This is a genomic window from Arthrobacter sp. alpha11c (genome assembly GCF_054149985.1).
Window position 1 is genome coordinate 1,794,312 of sequence record NZ_CP196747.1, and the last position, 15,926, is coordinate 1,810,237.

The 15,926-nt window shown below is 63.6% G+C and carries 12 protein-coding genes; 3 read left to right on the forward strand and 9 right to left on the reverse strand.

The window, feature by feature from the left end; all coding sequences use genetic code 11:
• The 9 genes from ACTAQJ_RS08245 to argC form a co-directional block, all read right to left on the reverse strand.
• Complete coding sequence (locus tag ACTAQJ_RS08245; RefSeq protein WP_498701666.1) at nt 1–738, reverse strand: maleylpyruvate isomerase family mycothiol-dependent enzyme; 738 nt, start codon at nt 736–738, stop codon at nt 1–3.
• Nucleotides 739–838: 100 nt separating this feature from the next.
• Nucleotides 839–2,254 carry an argininosuccinate lyase gene (gene argH / locus ACTAQJ_RS08250; protein ID WP_431119561.1) on the reverse strand — a complete coding sequence of 472 codons (1,416 nt, stop codon included), beginning with the start codon at nt 2,252–2,254 and terminating at the stop codon, nt 839–841.
• Entirely contained in the window at nt 2,254–3,459 is a 1,206-nt protein-coding gene (locus ACTAQJ_RS08255; RefSeq protein ID WP_091466547.1) for an argininosuccinate synthase, read from the reverse strand. The genes argH and ACTAQJ_RS08255 overlap by 1 nt, the downstream gene beginning before the upstream one ends.
• A gap of 88 nt (nt 3,460–3,547) precedes the next feature.
• Nucleotides 3,548–4,084, reverse strand: a complete 537-nt coding sequence (locus ACTAQJ_RS08260; RefSeq protein ID WP_216925220.1) for an arginine repressor — start codon at nt 4,082–4,084, stop codon at nt 3,548–3,550.
• Nucleotides 4,084–5,091 (reverse strand): ornithine carbamoyltransferase, encoded by a 1,008-nt coding sequence (gene argF / locus ACTAQJ_RS08265; protein WP_477519066.1) that lies wholly within the window; start codon nt 5,089–5,091, stop codon nt 4,084–4,086. The genes ACTAQJ_RS08260 and argF overlap by 1 nt, the downstream gene beginning before the upstream one ends.
• On the reverse strand, nt 5,088–6,362 hold the full coding sequence (locus tag ACTAQJ_RS08270; protein ID WP_498701667.1) for an acetylornithine transaminase: 1,275 nt from the start codon (nt 6,360–6,362) through the stop codon (nt 5,088–5,090). Before ACTAQJ_RS08270 ends, argF begins: the two co-directional genes overlap by 4 nt.
• Nucleotides 6,359–7,303: an acetylglutamate kinase gene (gene argB / locus ACTAQJ_RS08275; RefSeq protein ID WP_431119555.1), complete on the reverse strand. Its 945-nt coding sequence runs from the start codon at nt 7,301–7,303 to the stop codon at nt 6,359–6,361. Before argB ends, ACTAQJ_RS08270 begins: the two co-directional genes overlap by 4 nt.
• 10 nt (nt 7,304–7,313) lie before the next feature.
• The gene (gene argJ / locus ACTAQJ_RS08280) at nt 7,314–8,480 is read right to left on the reverse strand and encodes a bifunctional glutamate N-acetyltransferase/amino-acid acetyltransferase ArgJ (protein WP_431119554.1); all 1,167 of its coding nucleotides are present in this window, start codon (nt 8,478–8,480) and stop codon (nt 7,314–7,316) included.
• A complete protein-coding gene (gene argC, locus ACTAQJ_RS08285) occupies nt 8,477–9,508 on the reverse strand; it encodes an N-acetyl-gamma-glutamyl-phosphate reductase (RefSeq protein ID WP_498701668.1) in 1,032 nt (343 codons plus the stop codon). The genes argJ and argC overlap by 4 nt, the downstream gene beginning before the upstream one ends.
• Before the next feature lie 178 nt (nt 9,509–9,686).
• On the opposite strand from argC, the gene ACTAQJ_RS08290 reads away from it, so the two are divergent.
• From ACTAQJ_RS08290 to ACTAQJ_RS08300, 3 genes are all read left to right on the forward strand, one after another.
• Complete coding sequence (locus tag ACTAQJ_RS08290; RefSeq protein ID WP_498701669.1) at nt 9,687–10,775, forward strand: fatty acid desaturase family protein; 1,089 nt, start codon at nt 9,687–9,689, stop codon at nt 10,773–10,775.
• Between the two features lie 85 nt (nt 10,776–10,860).
• Nucleotides 10,861–11,826, forward strand: coding sequence for a quinone oxidoreductase family protein (locus ACTAQJ_RS08295; protein WP_498701670.1), 966 nt, complete (start codon nt 10,861–10,863; stop codon nt 11,824–11,826).
• 166 nt (nt 11,827–11,992) lie between these two features.
• Nucleotides 11,993–15,916 carry a Pls/PosA family non-ribosomal peptide synthetase gene (locus ACTAQJ_RS08300; RefSeq protein ID WP_498702165.1) on the forward strand — a complete coding sequence of 1,308 codons (3,924 nt, stop codon included), beginning with the start codon at nt 11,993–11,995 and terminating at the stop codon, nt 15,914–15,916.
• The last annotated feature ends 10 nt before the right edge of the window (nt 15,917–15,926 follow it).

Here is a 15,926-nt window from a genome sequence, read left to right on the forward strand (position 1 = left end):
CTAGCGAGCTGCGGGAAGTGCGGCGGGCCATGGGAGCAGGTCCGGCAAGTCGACGCCGTCGGCAGCCGCGGTAGCTCGCAGACTTCCCAGGTTCGGTTCGCGGCCGGCGAGCCATGCAGCAATGTCCGTGAGCATGCCCGTAATGGCAATCGATGTGCCCCCGTGGCCAATAACTTGCTGCGGCAGGCCCGTGGGCTGCAAGACAAATTTGTACGTCTCCGGAACGCGTGCTTCGAGGAAAGTGAACAGGTGCTCGCAGAAGGGGCGGCTCCAGGTTTCCGGGCCGTAGCCCAAACCCACGTCCGAAGCGTGGATGACGAGTTCTCGCCACAGCGCCAGGCCGCCGTCGAGGACTGTTCCGTTCCGGTAACTGATACGTGCAGCCCAGTCGTCGGGTCCCAAGGCGTCGAACGCTGAGAGCGCCCGCGTCAAGGCGGTTTCCACGGACTGCTTGTGTTCCTGAAGGCTGTGCCCGGCGGCAAGTTCGATCGCTTTCGTGCGGCCTTGAACTCCACCGTCGTACAGTTCGATGGTTTCGCCACGCCGGGCGAACTCCAGTTGCCTGGCCATGGCATTCGCAATTCCGGCGAGGTGGGCCAGAACATGGCCGCGGGTCCAGTCCGGGAGCTCGGACGGTTCCGGGATCGAAGCGTCATCGAGTTTGGCAAGGATGCGGGTGACGACGTCAGCGGCTTTGTGAAGCTCGGCGGGCAGCGTCTCAGCTGTGATTGCGGTCATAGCGCCATGTTAACGCACAGCGGGACGGCACCCCGTGGCAGATAGGCCTGGAAGCCTGCCTGCGGGGTGCCGTCCCGTCGTAGTTCACTGGCGAAACGGTTCAGCCGGCGTAGCTGCGCGCTGCGTCGAGTTCTGCCTTGAGCGCCACCAATTGGCGTTCGACGGCGGCCGGTGCAGTTCCGCCCTGCGAGTTGCGGCTGTTGAGCGAACCTTCAGTGCTGAGCACGCTGCGAACCTCCGGAGTGAGGTGCTCCGAGATTGCTGCGTATTCCTCATCCGTCAGGTCCCACAGCTCCACGCCACGGCCTTCGGCCTGCTTGACGGCAGCACCGGACAGCTCGTGTGCTTCACGGAAGGGAACGCCCTGGCGGACGAGCCATTCTGCAATGTCCGTAGCCAGCGCAAAGCCCTGGGGAGCCAGGGACTCCATGCGCTCGGTGTTGAACTTGAGGGTCGCGATCATGCCGGACACGGCCGGAAGCAACAGCTCCAGGGTGTCGGCGGCGTCGAAGACCGGTTCCTTGTCCTCCTGCAGATCGCGGTTGTACGCGAGCGGCAGGCCCTTGAGCGTTGCCAGCAGTCCGGTCAGGTTGCCAATGAGGCGTCCTGCCTTGCCGCGCGCGAGCTCGGCAACGTCCGGGTTCTTCTTCTGCGGCATGATCGAGGACCCAGTGGAGTACGAGTCGTGCAGCGTCACGAAGGAGAATTCCTTGGTTGCCCAGAAGATGACTTCCTCGGAGATCCGGGACAGATCAACGCCAATCATGGAGCAGACCCAGGCGAACTCGGCGAAGACATCGCGGGAGGCGGTGCCATCGATCGAGTTGTGGACAGCCGAGAAGAAGCCAAGATCAGCTGCAACGGCCTCGGGGTCCAGTCCCAACGACGAACCTGCCAAGGCACCCGAACCGTACGGCGAAACGCCAGCACGCTTGTCCCAGTCCTGGAGCCGCTGGACATCGCGCAGCAATGCCCACGCGTGGGCAAGGAGGTGGTGGCTCAGCAATACCGGCTGGGCGTGCTGCAGGTGCGTCCGGCCAGGCATGGCCACACCTTGGTGTGCCTGGGCCTGGTCAACCAGGGCATCGATCGTGGCAAGGACCCCACTGGCAATGATCCTTGCGTGATCGCGCAGGAACATGCGGCCGAGCGTTGCGACTTGATCGTTGCGGGAACGGCCGGCACGAAGCTTGCCGCCCAACTGTGTTCCGGCACGCTCGATCAGGCCACGTTCCAGCGAACCGTGAACGTCCTCGTCACTCTCGGCCGGCAGGTAAGCGCCGCTCGCGACGTCCTCGTCCAGCTGGGTGAGGGCTGCGAGCATGCCTTCAAGTTCGGCGTCGTCCAGCAGACCGGCCTTGGCCAGCACGCGGGCGTGCGCCTTGGAGCCGGCAATGTCATAGCGGGCCAGCCGCCAGTCAAAATGCGTGGACTTGCTCAATGCTGCCAGCGCATCCGCGGGGCCGCCGGCGAACCGGCCGCCCCACAGTGCACCTTCGTTAGTTGCGGACGTCATTACTCGCCTGCGACGCGCAGGTCGCGGCCGGAGGCAACCTTGGAGGACATGCCCCACAGCTCGATGAAGCCGCGTGCCATGGACTGGTCGAAGGTGTCGCCTGTGTCGTAGGTGGCGAGGTCGAAGTCGTACAGCGAGGTCTCGGAGCGACGACCGTTGACGATTGCCTGGCCTCCGTGGAGGACCATGCGGATGTCACCGGAAACGTACTGCTGCGTGTCCTCGATGAAGGCGTCCAGGGAGCGCTTCAGCGGGGAGAACCACTGTCCGTCATAGACCAGCTCAGCCCAGCGCTGGCCAACAGTTGCCTTGAAGCGGGCTTGCTCGCGCTCGATGGTGATGTCCTCGAGGTGCTTGTGCGCGGTGATCAGCGCCATGGCACCCGGGGCTTCATAGATTTCGCGGGACTTGATGCCCACCAGGCGGTCCTCGACGACGTCGATGCGGCCAACGCCCTGTGCGCCTGCACGGCGGTTCAGTTCCTGGATGGCCTGCAGCGGGGTGACCTTCACGCCATCGATCGCTACCGGCACACCGGCCTGGAAGGAAATGGTGACCTCATCCGGCGCCGGCGGGAATTCCGGAGTGGCGGTGTAGTCGTAGATGTCCTTGGTAGGAGCGTTCCAGATGTCCTCGAGGTAACCGGTCTCGACGGCGCGTCCCCAGACGTTCTGGTCGATCGAGTACGGGTTCTTCTTGGTGGTCTCGATCGGCAGACCCTTTTCCTCGGCGAAGGCGATGGCCTTGTCGCGGGTCAAGGCGAGGTCGCGGACCGGTGCGATGCACTTCAGGTCCGGGCCCAAGGTCTGGATGCCAACTTCGAAGCGGACCTGGTCGTTGCCCTTGCCGGTGCAACCGTGGGCAACGGTGGTGGCGCCGAATTCGCGGGCAGCCTTCACGAGGTGCTTCACGATAACCGGACGCGAGATAGCGGACACCAGCGGGTAGTGGCCCTGGTAGAGGGCGTTGGCCTTCAGCGTGGGCATGGCGTACTCGTTGGCGAATTCGTCGCGGGCGTCGGCCACGTAAGCCTCGACGGCGCCGCAACCCAATGCGCGCTGGCGGATGGTCTCCAGGGACTCGCCGCCCTGTCCGACGTCGACGGCCACGGCGATGACCTCGGCGCCGGTGGCTTCACCGATCCAGCCAATGGCTACGGACGTATCAAGGCCACCGGAGTAGGCCAGAACAATGCGCTCAGTCACGAGAGTGCTCCTTTGTTGTTGCTTGGTTCATTTGAAATCAATGCTGTGTGAATCAATGCTGTAAATTCATGGGCCGCGTCCACGGAGGTTAGTTTCCGGGTCCGGCTTCCTCGGCCAGCTGGAGGAAGCGAGCCGCGAGTTCCGCCCCGCCGTCGGGATCCCTGGCAACCAACAGCAGAGTGTCGTCGCCTGCGATCGTACCTAATACCGACGGCATCACCGAGTGGTCGATGGCCAGTGCCAGGAAGTTCGCGGCACCCGGAGGTGTCCGCAGGACCACAATGTTGCCCGAGGCCTCGGCAGTTACCAGCAGTTCACCGCATAGCCGGGAAAGCCGTGCGTCCAGGATCTCCTGCGTGACGCCGCTCTTGGCATTGCGGTCCCCGCCCTCCCCCGGAACGGCATAGACCAGGGCGCCTTCCTTGCCCCGGACCCTCACCGCCCCAAGTTCCACGAGATCCCGGGACAGCGTGGCTTGGGTGACCTGAACGCCGTCGTCCGCCAGCAGGGCTGCAAGCTCTGCCTGGGAACGCACGGACTCACCCGTCAGGATCGCGGTGATACGCGCCTGGCGGGCAGTCTTGGTGGCCGGGCTTGCGCCCGGAACCGACGGATTCGTGGACACTAGAACGTGCTCTCCCCAGTGCCTTCAACGGGAGAAAGCCCGTCCACGAACGCAAGTCCGGAACGGTGCATCAGCCAGGCCATCAGCGCCTTCTGGGCGTGGAGGCGGTTCTCCGCCTCGTCCCAGACGATGGACTGCGGGCCGTCGATAACGCCAGCGGAAATTTCATAGCCACGGTAGGCCGGAAGGCAGTGAAGAACGACGGCGTCGGGTGCGGCCTGTGCCATGGCTGCCTCATCGACGGAGTAGTCGCGGAACAACTGCATCCGGGCTTCCTTCTCCGCCTCCTGTCCCATTGACACCCAGGTATCTGTAGCGACGACGTCGGCGCCCTTGAGGGCCTCGGCGGCATCGCTCGTGATGAGCACAGAACCACCGGTCTCAGCAGCACGCTCTTCTGCAGCCGCGACGATGTCGGCTGCCGGCAGGTAGCCTTCGGGACCGGAAATGCGGACGTGCATGCCAGCTGTAACGCCAGCCAGAAGGTATGAATTGGCCATGTTGTTGGCCGCATCACCGAGGTAGGCCATGCTCAGGCCCTTCAGTTCACCTTTGTGCTCCTTGACCGCCAGAAGATCCGCGAGGAGCTGGCAGGGGTGGTAATCGTCGCACAAGGCGTTGATGACGGGGACCTTGGAGTTTTCCGCCATGGCCACAAGGCCGGAGTGGGCCCCTGTACGCCACACGATGGTGGACACCATGCGCTCCAGGACCTTGGCGGTGTCCTCCACGGATTCCTTGTGGCCGATCTGCGCTTCACCGGGATTGATGATGAGGGCGTTGCCGCCCATGTCCGCAATGCCGGTTGCGAAGGAAACACGGGTACGGGTGGAGGTTTTGTCGAAAATGACAGCCACGGTCTTGCGGCCATTGCCATCGGCCGCGAAGGGTTGGACGCTGTACGGCGCCGCTTTCATGCGGGCAGCGAGCTCAAGAACCTCGGCTTGCTCAGCCGGGCTCAGGTCTGTGTCCTTGAGGAAGTGACGGGTGGTGGTGGATGTAGTCACTGTGCGTCCTTAGCAGTTTGGGCGGTAGCCGTGGCAATCAGCTCAGGCAGGGCCGCCAGGAAACGGTCTGCCTGTTCGATCGTGAGGATCAGCGGCGGTGCCAACCGGATCGTCTTGGGCCCCGGGCTGTTGATGATGAATCCAGCGTCCAGTGCGGCGGTGACCATGGCGGCCGCAACGGGTGCGTCCACGTCAAACCCGATCAACAAGCCCTCACCGCGGACCTCGGTCACGGCGTCCACTCCGGCAAGGCCCTCGCGTAGGTGTGCCCCGACGCTCAGGACATTCTGGAGGACACCCTGGCTCTCGATCGCGTGCAGCGTGGCAAGAGCGGCCGCCGTGGCCACGGGGTTTCCACCGAAAGTGGTTCCGTGTTGTCCGGCGGTGAGCAGGGCCGACGTCGTGCTTCCGAAAGTAATCAGCGCGCCAACCGGGAACCCGCCACCAAGTCCCTTGGCAAGCGTGATGGCGTCTGGCACGATGCCTGCATCTTCGCTGGCGAGCCACTTGCCGGTCCGGCCGATGCCGGTCTGGACCTCGTCCAAAATCAACAAGGCACCAGCCGCAGTGGTGGCCTCGCGGGCTGCCTGCAGGTATTCGGCGCTCAGCGGCCGGACACCCGCTTCGCCTTGGATTGGTTCCAGGAAGACGGCTGCTGTGGATTCGTCGACGGCGGAGCGCAGGGCTTCGATGTCACCGAACGGGATGTGGACCACGCCGCCGGGCAGGGGCTCGAACGGTGCCCGGTAAGCCTCTTTGGCCGTGAGTGCGAGGGCACCCATGGTGCGCCCATGGAAAGCGCCTTCAAGGGCGATGATCTTGGTGCGTTTGGCGTCGCTGTTCCGGCGGGCCAGCTTGAACGCTGCCTCGTTGGCTTCCGTGCCGGAGTTGGCAAAGAAAACCTTGGAACCGGCGGGAGCGTTAGTGATGGCCAGGAGCTTTTCAGCCAGGGCAATCTGCGTGGGGCTCGTAAAGAAGTTGGACACGTGTCCCAGCGTGGCGAGCTGACTGGAAATGACCGAGGTGACGAACGGGTGGGCGTGGCCCAGGGCGTTCACGGCAATACCGCCCAGGAGGTCCAGGTATTCCTTGCCGTCGGCGTCCCACACGAGGCAACCCGAACCCCGAACGAGGACCCGCTGCGGCGTGCCGAAGACACCCATGAGGGACGACGAGTAACGGGCCAGCCAGTCAGCGCCTGAGCTCTGGGAAACGAGCGTGGTTGCGGCAGCCTCCGCAGCGATAGCGGAATGGCTCAGTTCGGTACTCATGCGTCTACTTCCTCGTCGGGTACTACCTGCGTGCCGATGCCGGCGGTGGTGAAAGTTTCAAGAAGCATCGAATGCGGGAGGCGGCCATCCACGATGTGCGCGCGTTCCACGCCTTCGTCGATCGCCTTCAGGCACGCGGCCATCTTGGGGATCATGCCCGACTCGAGCCTGGGCAGCATCTCGCGGAGTTCGGATGCCGTCAGCGAAGAGATCAGCGACGATTTGTCCGGCCAGTTCGCGTAGAGGCCCTCGACGTCCGTTAGGATGACGAGCTTCGTGGCGCCCAATGCAGATGCGACAGCTGCGGCCGCCGTGTCCGCATTGACGTTCAGGACCTGGCCGGTAGTGGGACCGGAACCGTTGCCGTCGTCGAGAATTTCGGGGGCGACCGTCGAGATCACCGGGATGCGGCCGGCGTCGAGGATGTCCTTGATCCCGGCGGGGTCCACGCCTACGACTTCGCCCACCAAGCCGAGGTCAACTTCCTCGCCGTCCACCACGGTGCCGGTGCGGACTGCGCGCAACAGGCCGCCATCCTCGCCGGACATGCCAACAGCGTACGGACCATGGGAATTGATCAAGCCCACCAGTTCGCGTCCCACCTGACCGGTGAGGACCATGCGCACCACGTCCATGGCTTCCGGAGTGGTGACGCGGAGTCCACCCTTGAACTCGGACTCGATGCCAAGCCTGCCCAGCATGGAGTTGATCTGGGGGCCGCCGCCGTGAACCACCACAGGGTGGATGCCCACGTGGTGGAGGAACACGATGTCCTCGGCGAAGGCACGCCGAAGGTCATCGTTGACCATGGCGTTGCCGCCGTACTTGATCACCATGGTGGTGCCGGCGAAACGCTGGATCCACGGCAGTGCCTCGATCAGCGTGCCCGCTTTGTCCTGGGCGTCGCTCATGGACGTGGTCTCGCGGGTGTGCGCAGTCATAGTCATCCGCTCAGCTCGAGTATGCGCTGTTCTCATGCACGTAGTCGTGCGTGAGGTCGTTGGTCCAGATGGTTGCCTCGGCGTCGCCGGCCTGAAGGTCGATGTCGACGAGCACCTCACGCGGTTCCAGGTCAACAAGGTTACGGTCCTCGCCGATGCTACCGTTGCGGCAGATCTGCACACCGTTCATGGACACGTTGAGTTGGTCCGGCTCGAACACAGCATCGGTGGTGCCCACGGCGGAGAGCACCCGTCCCCAGTTGGGGTCCTTGCCGAAGATGGCGGCTTTGAAAAGGTTGGAGCGTGCTACGGCGCGGCTGACGATCTCGGCGTCGCGTTCGCTTGCTGCATTGAAGGTACGGATGGCGATGTCGTGGCTTGCACCTTCGGCGTCGCCGATGAGCTTACGGGCCAACTCGGCACAGACCTTCGTGATGGCCTCGCTCAGCTGCTCCGCTGAGGGCAAAGCTTCCGAGGCACCTGATGCCAGCAGCACCACGGTGTCGTTGGTGGACATACAGCCGTCAGAGTCGGCACGGTCAAAGGTGACACGCGTGGCGTCGCGGAGGACGACGTCGAGCTCGATCGCAGGTACCTCGGCGTCGGTAGTGAGGACAACCAGCATCGTTGCCAGGCCAGGGGCCAGCATGCCGGCACCCTTGGCGATGCCACCAACGGTGAATTGCTTGCCCTCAGCATCAGTCCCTGTGAAGACGGCTTCCTTGGACACGCTGTCCGTCGTCATGATGGCTGTTGCAGCAGCCGAACCGCCGTCTGCGGACAGCTCACCGAATGCGGCTTCAACGCCCGGGAGGATCTTGTCCATGGGCAGTTGCTCGCCGATCAGGCCAGTGGAGCAAACCACGACGTCGGAAGCTGAGACTCCCAGCACTTCCGCCACTTTCTCGGCTGTGGCGTGCGTGTTCTGGAATCCCTGCGGACCAGTGCAGGCGTTGGCTCCCCCGGAGTTCAGGATCACGGCGTCCACACGCCCATCGCTGACCACCTGGCGTGACCAGTGAACCGGGGCAGCGGCTACGCGGTTTGAGGTGAAGACGGCAGCAGCGGACTTTTGCGGACCGTCGTTGACCACGAGGGCCAGGTCCGGGTTGCCGGATGCCTTGATGCCGGCTTTGATGCCGGATGCCCGGAATCCCTTGGGTGCGGTAATGGTCACGGTGCAACTCCCTGCAGGTTCAGGCCGGCGGTTTCGTCCAGGCCGAGGGCAATGTTCATGGACTGCACGGCTCCGCCGGCAGTTCCCTTGGTGAGGTTGTCGATGGCGCACGTCACGATCACACGGCCAGCGTGCTGATCAAAGGCCACCTGCATGACGGCATGGTTGGAACCCTGCACCGACTTGGTCGTCGGCCATTGGCCTTCAGGCAGGAGGTGCACGAACGGTTCGTCGTCGTAGGAGTCCACCCAGGCTTGGCGCAGCTCCGCGTAGGTAACGCCGTGGCCAACTTTTGCTGTGGCCGTGGTGAGGATGCCACGGCTCATCGGGGCCAGTGTGGGAGTGAAGGACACTGTCACCGGCTCCCCTGCGGCATTGGACAGTCCCTGCTCGATTTCCGGCGTGTGCCTGTGGCCGCCGCCAACACCGTAGGGACTCATGGAACCCATGACTTCGGAGCCGATCAGGTTCACCTTTGCGGCCTTGCCGGCACCGGAGGTTCCAGAGGCCGAGACAATCACGACGTCGTCCGTCAGAAGGAGATTGTTGGCGAACCCGGGCGTCAAGGCGAGCAGGGCCGACGTCGGGTAGCAACCGGGAACGGCGATGCGCTTGGCACCCTTGAGGGCGTCGCGTTGGCCCGGCAGCTCAGGGAGCCCGTACGGCCAGGTGCCGGCATGGGCCGAGCCATAAAACTTTTCCCATGCAGCCGCATCCTGCAGACGGTGGTCGGCACCCGCGTCGATGACCACTGTGCCTTCCGGCAATTGTGCAGCGATCTCTGCCGAAGCGCCGTGCGGGAGTGCCAGGAACACGACATCATGCCCGGACAGGTTCTCCACAGTGGTGTCTTCGAGAATCCGGCTGGCCAAACCGTGGAGATGAGGCTGCAACTCGCCTAGTCTGGAACCTGCGTTGCTGTGCGCAGTGATGGCACCGATAGTGACGTTCGGATGGCCTGCAAGCAGCCGCAGCACTTCTCCCCCGGCGTAGCCGCTGGCACCGGAGACGGCAACAGAAATAGTCATAGCTCCACTGTACAGCAAAACTATTCATGGTTGCCGATATTTATGCATGCCGTCTTCTGGTAAGTGCACGGCGTCACATAGGTTAGTGCCGACGGCGTATGCTTAGTGGAGGGTGATCCAGACCGTGCAGTCCGAACGTCGGCTGCAGCGTTGCCCGTTAGCGATACGGGGCACATATATGGCACCCACGTCCACCGCTGAGCGCCCCAAAACACGCGCAATTCAGCCAAACCCCGTTGTCCAAAGCTATTCGGAGCTCCTTAAGAGCGTGAAAGCTGCCGGCCTTCTTGAACGGTGCAGCGGGTTCTACATCTGGCTCTTCGTAGCCCTCATGATCCTCATGGCCGCCACCTGGACAGGCTTCGCCCTCTTGGGTGATTCCTGGTTCCAGCTCCTGATCGCTGCCGCCGTGGGTATCTTCTGTACACAGTTGAGCTTCCTGGCCCACGAGGCCGGACACAAGCAGATCTTCGCTTCCCGTCGTGCCAACGATTGGTCAGCCCGCCTCCTGGCAACAGGAATCGCAGGCATCAGCTACTCCTGGTGGGAGCAAAAGCACGGTGCCCACCACAACCATCCCAACGTCATTTCCAAGGACCCCGACATCCGGAACAACGCGTTGGTCTTCTACGAAGATGCAGCCGCGGAACGCAAGGGACGCCTGGCCTTCCTGACCAAGAAGCAGGGCTGGTTCTTCTTCCCGCTCCTGACACTCCTAGGCCTGAGCCTGCAATTCGACTCTCTTCGCTTTATCTTCGGCAAGCAGAAGGTACGCCACCGCTGGGTGGAGACGCCTATCCTCGTGGCACGTCTTACCGCACTTCCCGTCCTCGCCTTCACCTTCCTGCCCATCGGTATGGCCTTTGCATTCCTCGGCGTCCAGATCATGGTCTACGGCTTCTACATGGGTGCTTCGTTTGCCCCCAACCACAAGGGCATGCCGGTCCTTCCCAAGGACAGCCGCGTCGACTTCCTCAACCGCCAGATCCTTACCTCCCGCAACATCTCGGGCGGACGCTTCATGGACTTCCTGCTGGGCGGACTGAACCGCCAGGTGGAACACCACTTGTTCCCTGACATGGCCCGGCCCCACCTTCACAAGGCAGCAGGAATCGTCCGGGAGTTCTGCACGAAGCACTCCATCCCCTACACGGAAACCACGCTGATTCAGTCCTACGGGATAGTGGTCAGCTACCTCAACGAGGTAGGCCTGGCAGCTGGACGTGGCTTCGACTGCCCCGTGGCTTCGACGCACGGACGCTTCTAGGCCTCCACAACCAAAGGCGGCATCCTTCATAGGATGGGTTCTGGAACCGGGCACCGGAAGGACCGTCCCGGAGTAAGGAGCCACCATGACGCACGCCATTGTTGCCAAGGAGCCCGGAGGACCTGAAGTCCTCGAATACGCCTCCGTGGAGCCACCCGTACCAGGTCCCGGGCAGCTGCTGATCAAAGTCGCAGCTGCCGGGGTCAATTTCATTGAGACCTACCAGCGCAGCGGCACCTACAAGGTTGCCTACCCCTTCACCCCCGGCGCGGAAGCCGCCGGAACGATCGAAGCAATCGGTGAGGGCGTCGAGGACTTCTCGGTAGGTGACAGGATTGCCACCGCCGAAGGCTCCAGGACCTACGCTGACTACGCACTTGTGGACGCTTCAAAGGCACTCCCCGTGCCGGCCGGCGTCGATGATCACACTGCCGCTGCCCTGCCGCTGCAGGGAATCACCGCCCACTACCTGATGAACTCCTCCTTCCGTGTGGAACCCGGGCACACGGTGCTGCTGCACGCGGGAGCCGGTGGTGTGGGACTGCTCCTGACCCAACTGTTGAAGGCACGTGGCGCAAGGGTCATCACCACGGTTTCTTCCGACGAAAAGGCCGACCTCTCCAAGCTCGCCGGCGCCGACGAAGTCCTGCGCTATGAAGGCTTCGCGGACAAGGTCCGCGAACTCACCGACGGCGAGGGCGTCAACGTGGTGTACGACGGCGTCGGCAAGGATACGTTTGACGACTCCCTGCGAAGCCTGCGCATCAGGGGTGCCATGGTGCTCTTCGGCGCCGCTTCAGGGCCCGTCCCCCCGTTCGATCCCCAACGCCTGAACTCCGGCGGCTCCCTGTCATTGACCCGACCCACGATGGGCCATTTCGTCCAGAACACCCATGAACGGCGTTGGCGTTCAGCTGAGATCTTCGAGGCCGCAGCGAACGGTACGCTGGCGGTTCGCGTCGGCGCTACCTACCCTTTGGCCGAAGCGGCGCAGGCGCACCGAGACCTTGAAGGGCGCCTCACCACGGGGAAGGTCCTCCTGCTTCCCTGATCGCCCCGATTAACGGAAGAACCTCTAGTGGGCCGGCCGGCTGTGACGGCAAAGCGAACATCGGTGCAACAAACGGTGACAGGCAGGAAGCGTCCGACACCTTTTGTTCACCTTTCTGGGCAAAGCTGACTACGTGAGCACAGAACAATCTGCCGTGGCCGGGAACATGCATGACTTGGCCAGCTACCGCCCCCAGTTTCCGGGGGCGTCTGCAGCACCGGCCCAGCGGACCCTGGTGGATATCCTCGAAGGGACCGCAGCCGCTTTTCCGGAGTCCTCGGCACTGGACGATGGCCGGAAATCACTGAGCTACACCGAGCTGCTCGCAGCAGTCCGCACGTTCGCGCACGTCCTGAACGCCGCCGGTCTTGGCCGAGGGGACAAGATCGGCGTCCGCATCCCATCAGGCACCAGTGATCTCTACGTCGCCATCCTGGGAATCCTCATGGCCGGGGCAGCCTACGTCCCCGTGGATGCGGACGACCCCGAGGAGCGCGCCCGGCTGGTTTTTGGCGAAGCCAAGGTGGCCGCCGTCATTGGTGCCGGTCTGGCCGTTGAGCTGGCAGGCGCGGCACGGAACGCTGTCACGGAGCTGCAGAAACCCGGGCTGGATGATGACTCATGGATCATCTTCACCTCGGGTTCCACTGGTACGCCGAAAGGCGTGGCCGTCAAGCACCGCTCCTCGGCCGCTTTCGTGGACGCGGAAGCCCGTCTCTTCCTGCAGACCGATCCGATCGGCCCGCAGGACAGGGTCCTGGCCGGCCTATCGGTTGCGTTCGATGCTTCCTGTGAGGAGATGTGGCTGGCCTGGCGGCATGGTGCCTGCCTGGTACCGGCTCCACGCGCCCTTGTACGGACCGGCATGGATCTGGGCCCATGGCTCATCAACCACGGCATCACCGTTGTTTCCACAGTGCCCACCCTCGCTGCTTTGTGGCCAGTCGAAGCCCTCGAGAACGTGCGTCTCCTCATCTTTGGTGGGGAGGCCTGCCCACCTGAACTCGCCGAGCGGCTCGCCGTCGACGGCCGTGAAGTCTGGAACACCTACGGGCCCACCGAGGCCACTGTTGTCGCCTGCGCGGCTCCCTTGGGCGGACCCGGCCCGGTTCGGATCGGACTTCCGCTGGATGGCTGGGATCTCGCCGTCGTCGACTCCGCCGGCGTTACGGTGGCCGAAGGGGAAATTGGGGAATTAATCATCGGCGGAGTCGGACTGGCCCGATACCTGGATCCCGGCAAAGACGCTGAGAAGTACGCAGCCATGCCGACCCTGGGCTGGGAACGCGCCTACCGGTCCGGGGACCTTGTGCGCTTCGAAGCCGAGGGGCTGGTCTTCATCGGGAGGGCCGACGAACAGGTCAAACTGGGTGGCCGACGGATCGAACTGGGCGAAATCGATGCCGCACTGCAGTCGCTGCCTGGGGTGGGAGGTGCGGCCGCCGCGGTGCAAACGACAGCGGCAGGTAACCAAATTCTTGTCGGTTACCTGGCGCCCACCGAGGGCTACGTACTGGACCTGGACGAAGCACGCAGACAGTTGGGCGAGAGCCTGCCGGCAGCGTTGGTCCCCCTGCTGACGGTTGTTGATTCGTTGCCGACAAAGACCAGCGGCAAAGTGGACCGTCATTCGCTTCCATGGCCTCTTGCTGGCGCCGGAGCAAAGGAGGCAGGCAAAGCACCACTGAATCTGCCCGACGACGCCCGATGGATTGTGGAGCAGTGGGAGTCGGTCCTCGGCAGCCCTGTGAGCTCCCTTGACGCCGACTTCTTCGCCTACGGTGGCGGCTCACTGGCGGCTGCACAGCTTGTTTCCGCGTTGCGTGTCCGCTACCCGACCATCACGGTGGCGGACATCTACGCGACACCCCGGGTTGGCGCATTGATAGATACTGCGCGGCAGTCTCTTCCCGACGGCGGCATGCCGGGTCCCGCCGCGGAGCGCACCGTACGGCCCACAGCCTTTAAGTCACAGCTCTTCCAGGTGCTCATGGGCGTACCCCTGCACATCCTCGTCGGCATGCGATGGTTGACCTACCTCATGGCTGCCAACAGGCTGTTGTCCGATTTCGCGGGGTTCACCGCAGCCCCCGTTGTTTCCTGGTGGTGGATCGGGGCTTCCTGGCTGGTATTTGTGAGTCCGCTTGGACGCATGGTTATCTCGGTGGCAGCTGCCCGCATCCTGTTGGGCAAGGTTGAGCCAGGAACATATCCGCGGTCCGGCAAGACGCACCTGCGGCTTTGGCTGGCAGAGCAAATACAGGACCTCTCCGGTGCCATTGGTCTGGCCAGCGCACCCTTCGTGCCCTACTACGCACGGGCCCTCGGGGCAAAGATCGGAAGAGACGTCCATCTGCATTCATTGCCGCCGGTCACCGGCCTGCTGTCCTTGGGAACAGGGGCCAACATTGAGCCGGAAGTGGACCTCTCCGGCTGGTGGGTGGACGGTGATTCTGTCCACATCGGCCAAATCCACGTTGGAGCAGGAGCAGTGGTGGGCTCCCGAAGTACGCTCATGCCTGGTGCCACCATCGGCGCAGGCGCACACGTTGAAGCCGGGTCTGCCGTGCTGGGCAAGGTCAAGGCCGGACACCTCGTAGCCGGCTCCCCGGCCGAACGCCGCGGAAAAGCGAAACACGAGTGGCCCGAGCCCGGTAGCCGGCGTTCCCTGATGGACCGGCTCTGGTTCTCCGCCTTCGCTGCTGCGTCTGCATTGCTGGCATTGATCCCCTACGTCTCAGCTTTCGCGGGCGCGATGGTGGTCCTTGCTTTCATCCAGGGCCAAGATTCCCTGGAGACTGCAGTCCCCCGGATTGCACTGGCACTGCCTCTTGCAGCCCTCGTCTGGTTCTTCGGCAACCTCATCCTCATCCTGGCCGTGGCGCGGCTCCTTGGCTTGGGGTTGAAGGAAGGCTACTACCGGGTCCGAAGCCGCATTGGCTGGCAGGTTTGGGCCACCGAGCGGTTGCTGGACATGGCAAGGGACCTGCTCTTCCCGATCTATGCGAGCCTCTTCACTCCCGTCTGGCTACGCCTGTTGGGGGCAAAAGTGGGCAAGAACGTGGAGGCGTCAACCGTGCTGTTGGTGCCCCGGATGACCACCATCGGCGATGGTGCTTTCCTCGCGGACGACACCATGGTGGCTTCCTATGAACTCGGCGGCGGTTGGATGAGGATCGCCCCTGCCAAGATCGGAAAGCGCTCATTCCTGGGCAACTCGGGTATGACGGCAGCTGGACGGAATGTACCCAAGAACTCGCTGGTGGCGGTGCTGTCAGCAACGCCCGCAAAAGCAAAGTCAGGGACGTCCTGGCTGGGCAGCCCACCCGTCAGGCTGCGCCGCACCGCCGTCGATGCCGACCAGACGCGCACGTTCCAGCCACCCCTGAAACTCAAAGTAGCCAGAGCACTGTGGGAGGCCTGCCGGCTTGTTCCTGTCATCCTCACGGTGGCGATTGCAGCCGGCGTGATGCTGGCTTTGGATTGGATCGCCCGTGGTTGGGGTTACTGGGTGGCGGCCCTGCTGGGCGGTGTTGTGGTTTTGGCAGCAGGCGCCGTGGCCGCGTTCAGTTCCGTCATTGCCAAGTGGGTCCTGGTGGGTGCCATCCGGGCCGGCGAGCACCCACTATGGAGTTCGTTCATTTGGCGGAACGAGGTAGTGGACACGTTCATCGAGATGGTGAGTGCACCCTGGTTCGCCCGTTCGGCCGCGGGCACCCCGGCCCTGGTGTGGTGGCTTCGTGGCCTCGGAGCGAAAATCGGACGGGGAACGTGGTGTGAAAGCTACTGGCTGCCCGAGGCTGACCTCGTGACACTTGGGGAGAATTCAACCGTCAACCGGGGCTGCGTTGTCCAAACACATCTTTTCCACGACAGGGTCATGAGCCTGGATACGGTCACGTTGGGAAATGGTGCCACAATGGGACCACACGGCGTCATCCTCCCCGCGGCCAGCATCGGGAACGGCGGAACTGTTGGGCCGGCGTCGTTGGTCATGCGCGGCGAAACCGTGCCGGCCGGAACATACTGGATGGGAAATCCGGTGAGCCCTTGGGAGGGTCCTGCGGCACTGGCCGCCCGGCTCAAGTAGATTAGGGCAG

Excerpts from the sequence above, each read along its gene's own strand:
- ACTAQJ_RS08295 (WP_498701670.1), top strand. The coding sequence starts at position 10,861 with ATGACGCACGCCATTGTTGCCAAGGAGCCCGGAGGACCTGAAGTCCTC.
- argC (WP_498701668.1), bottom strand. The coding sequence starts at position 9,508 with ATGACTATTTCTGTTGCCGTCTCCGGTGCCAGCGGCTACGCCGGGGGA.
- ACTAQJ_RS08245 (WP_498701666.1), bottom strand. The coding sequence starts at position 738 with ATGACCGCAATCACAGCTGAGACGCTGCCCGCCGAGCTTCACAAAGCC.
- ACTAQJ_RS08300 (WP_498702165.1), top strand. The coding sequence starts at position 11,993 with ATGCATGACTTGGCCAGCTACCGCCCCCAGTTTCCGGGGGCGTCTGCA.
- ACTAQJ_RS08290 (WP_498701669.1), top strand. The coding sequence starts at position 9,687 with ATGGCACCCACGTCCACCGCTGAGCGCCCCAAAACACGCGCAATTCAG.
- argH (WP_431119561.1), bottom strand. The coding sequence starts at position 2,254 with ATGACGTCCGCAACTAACGAAGGTGCACTGTGGGGCGGCCGGTTCGCC.
- ACTAQJ_RS08270 (WP_498701667.1), bottom strand. The coding sequence starts at position 6,362 with ATGAGTACCGAACTGAGCCATTCCGCTATCGCTGCGGAGGCTGCCGCA.
- argB (WP_431119555.1), bottom strand. The coding sequence starts at position 7,303 with ATGACTGCGCACACCCGCGAGACCACGTCCATGAGCGACGCCCAGGAC.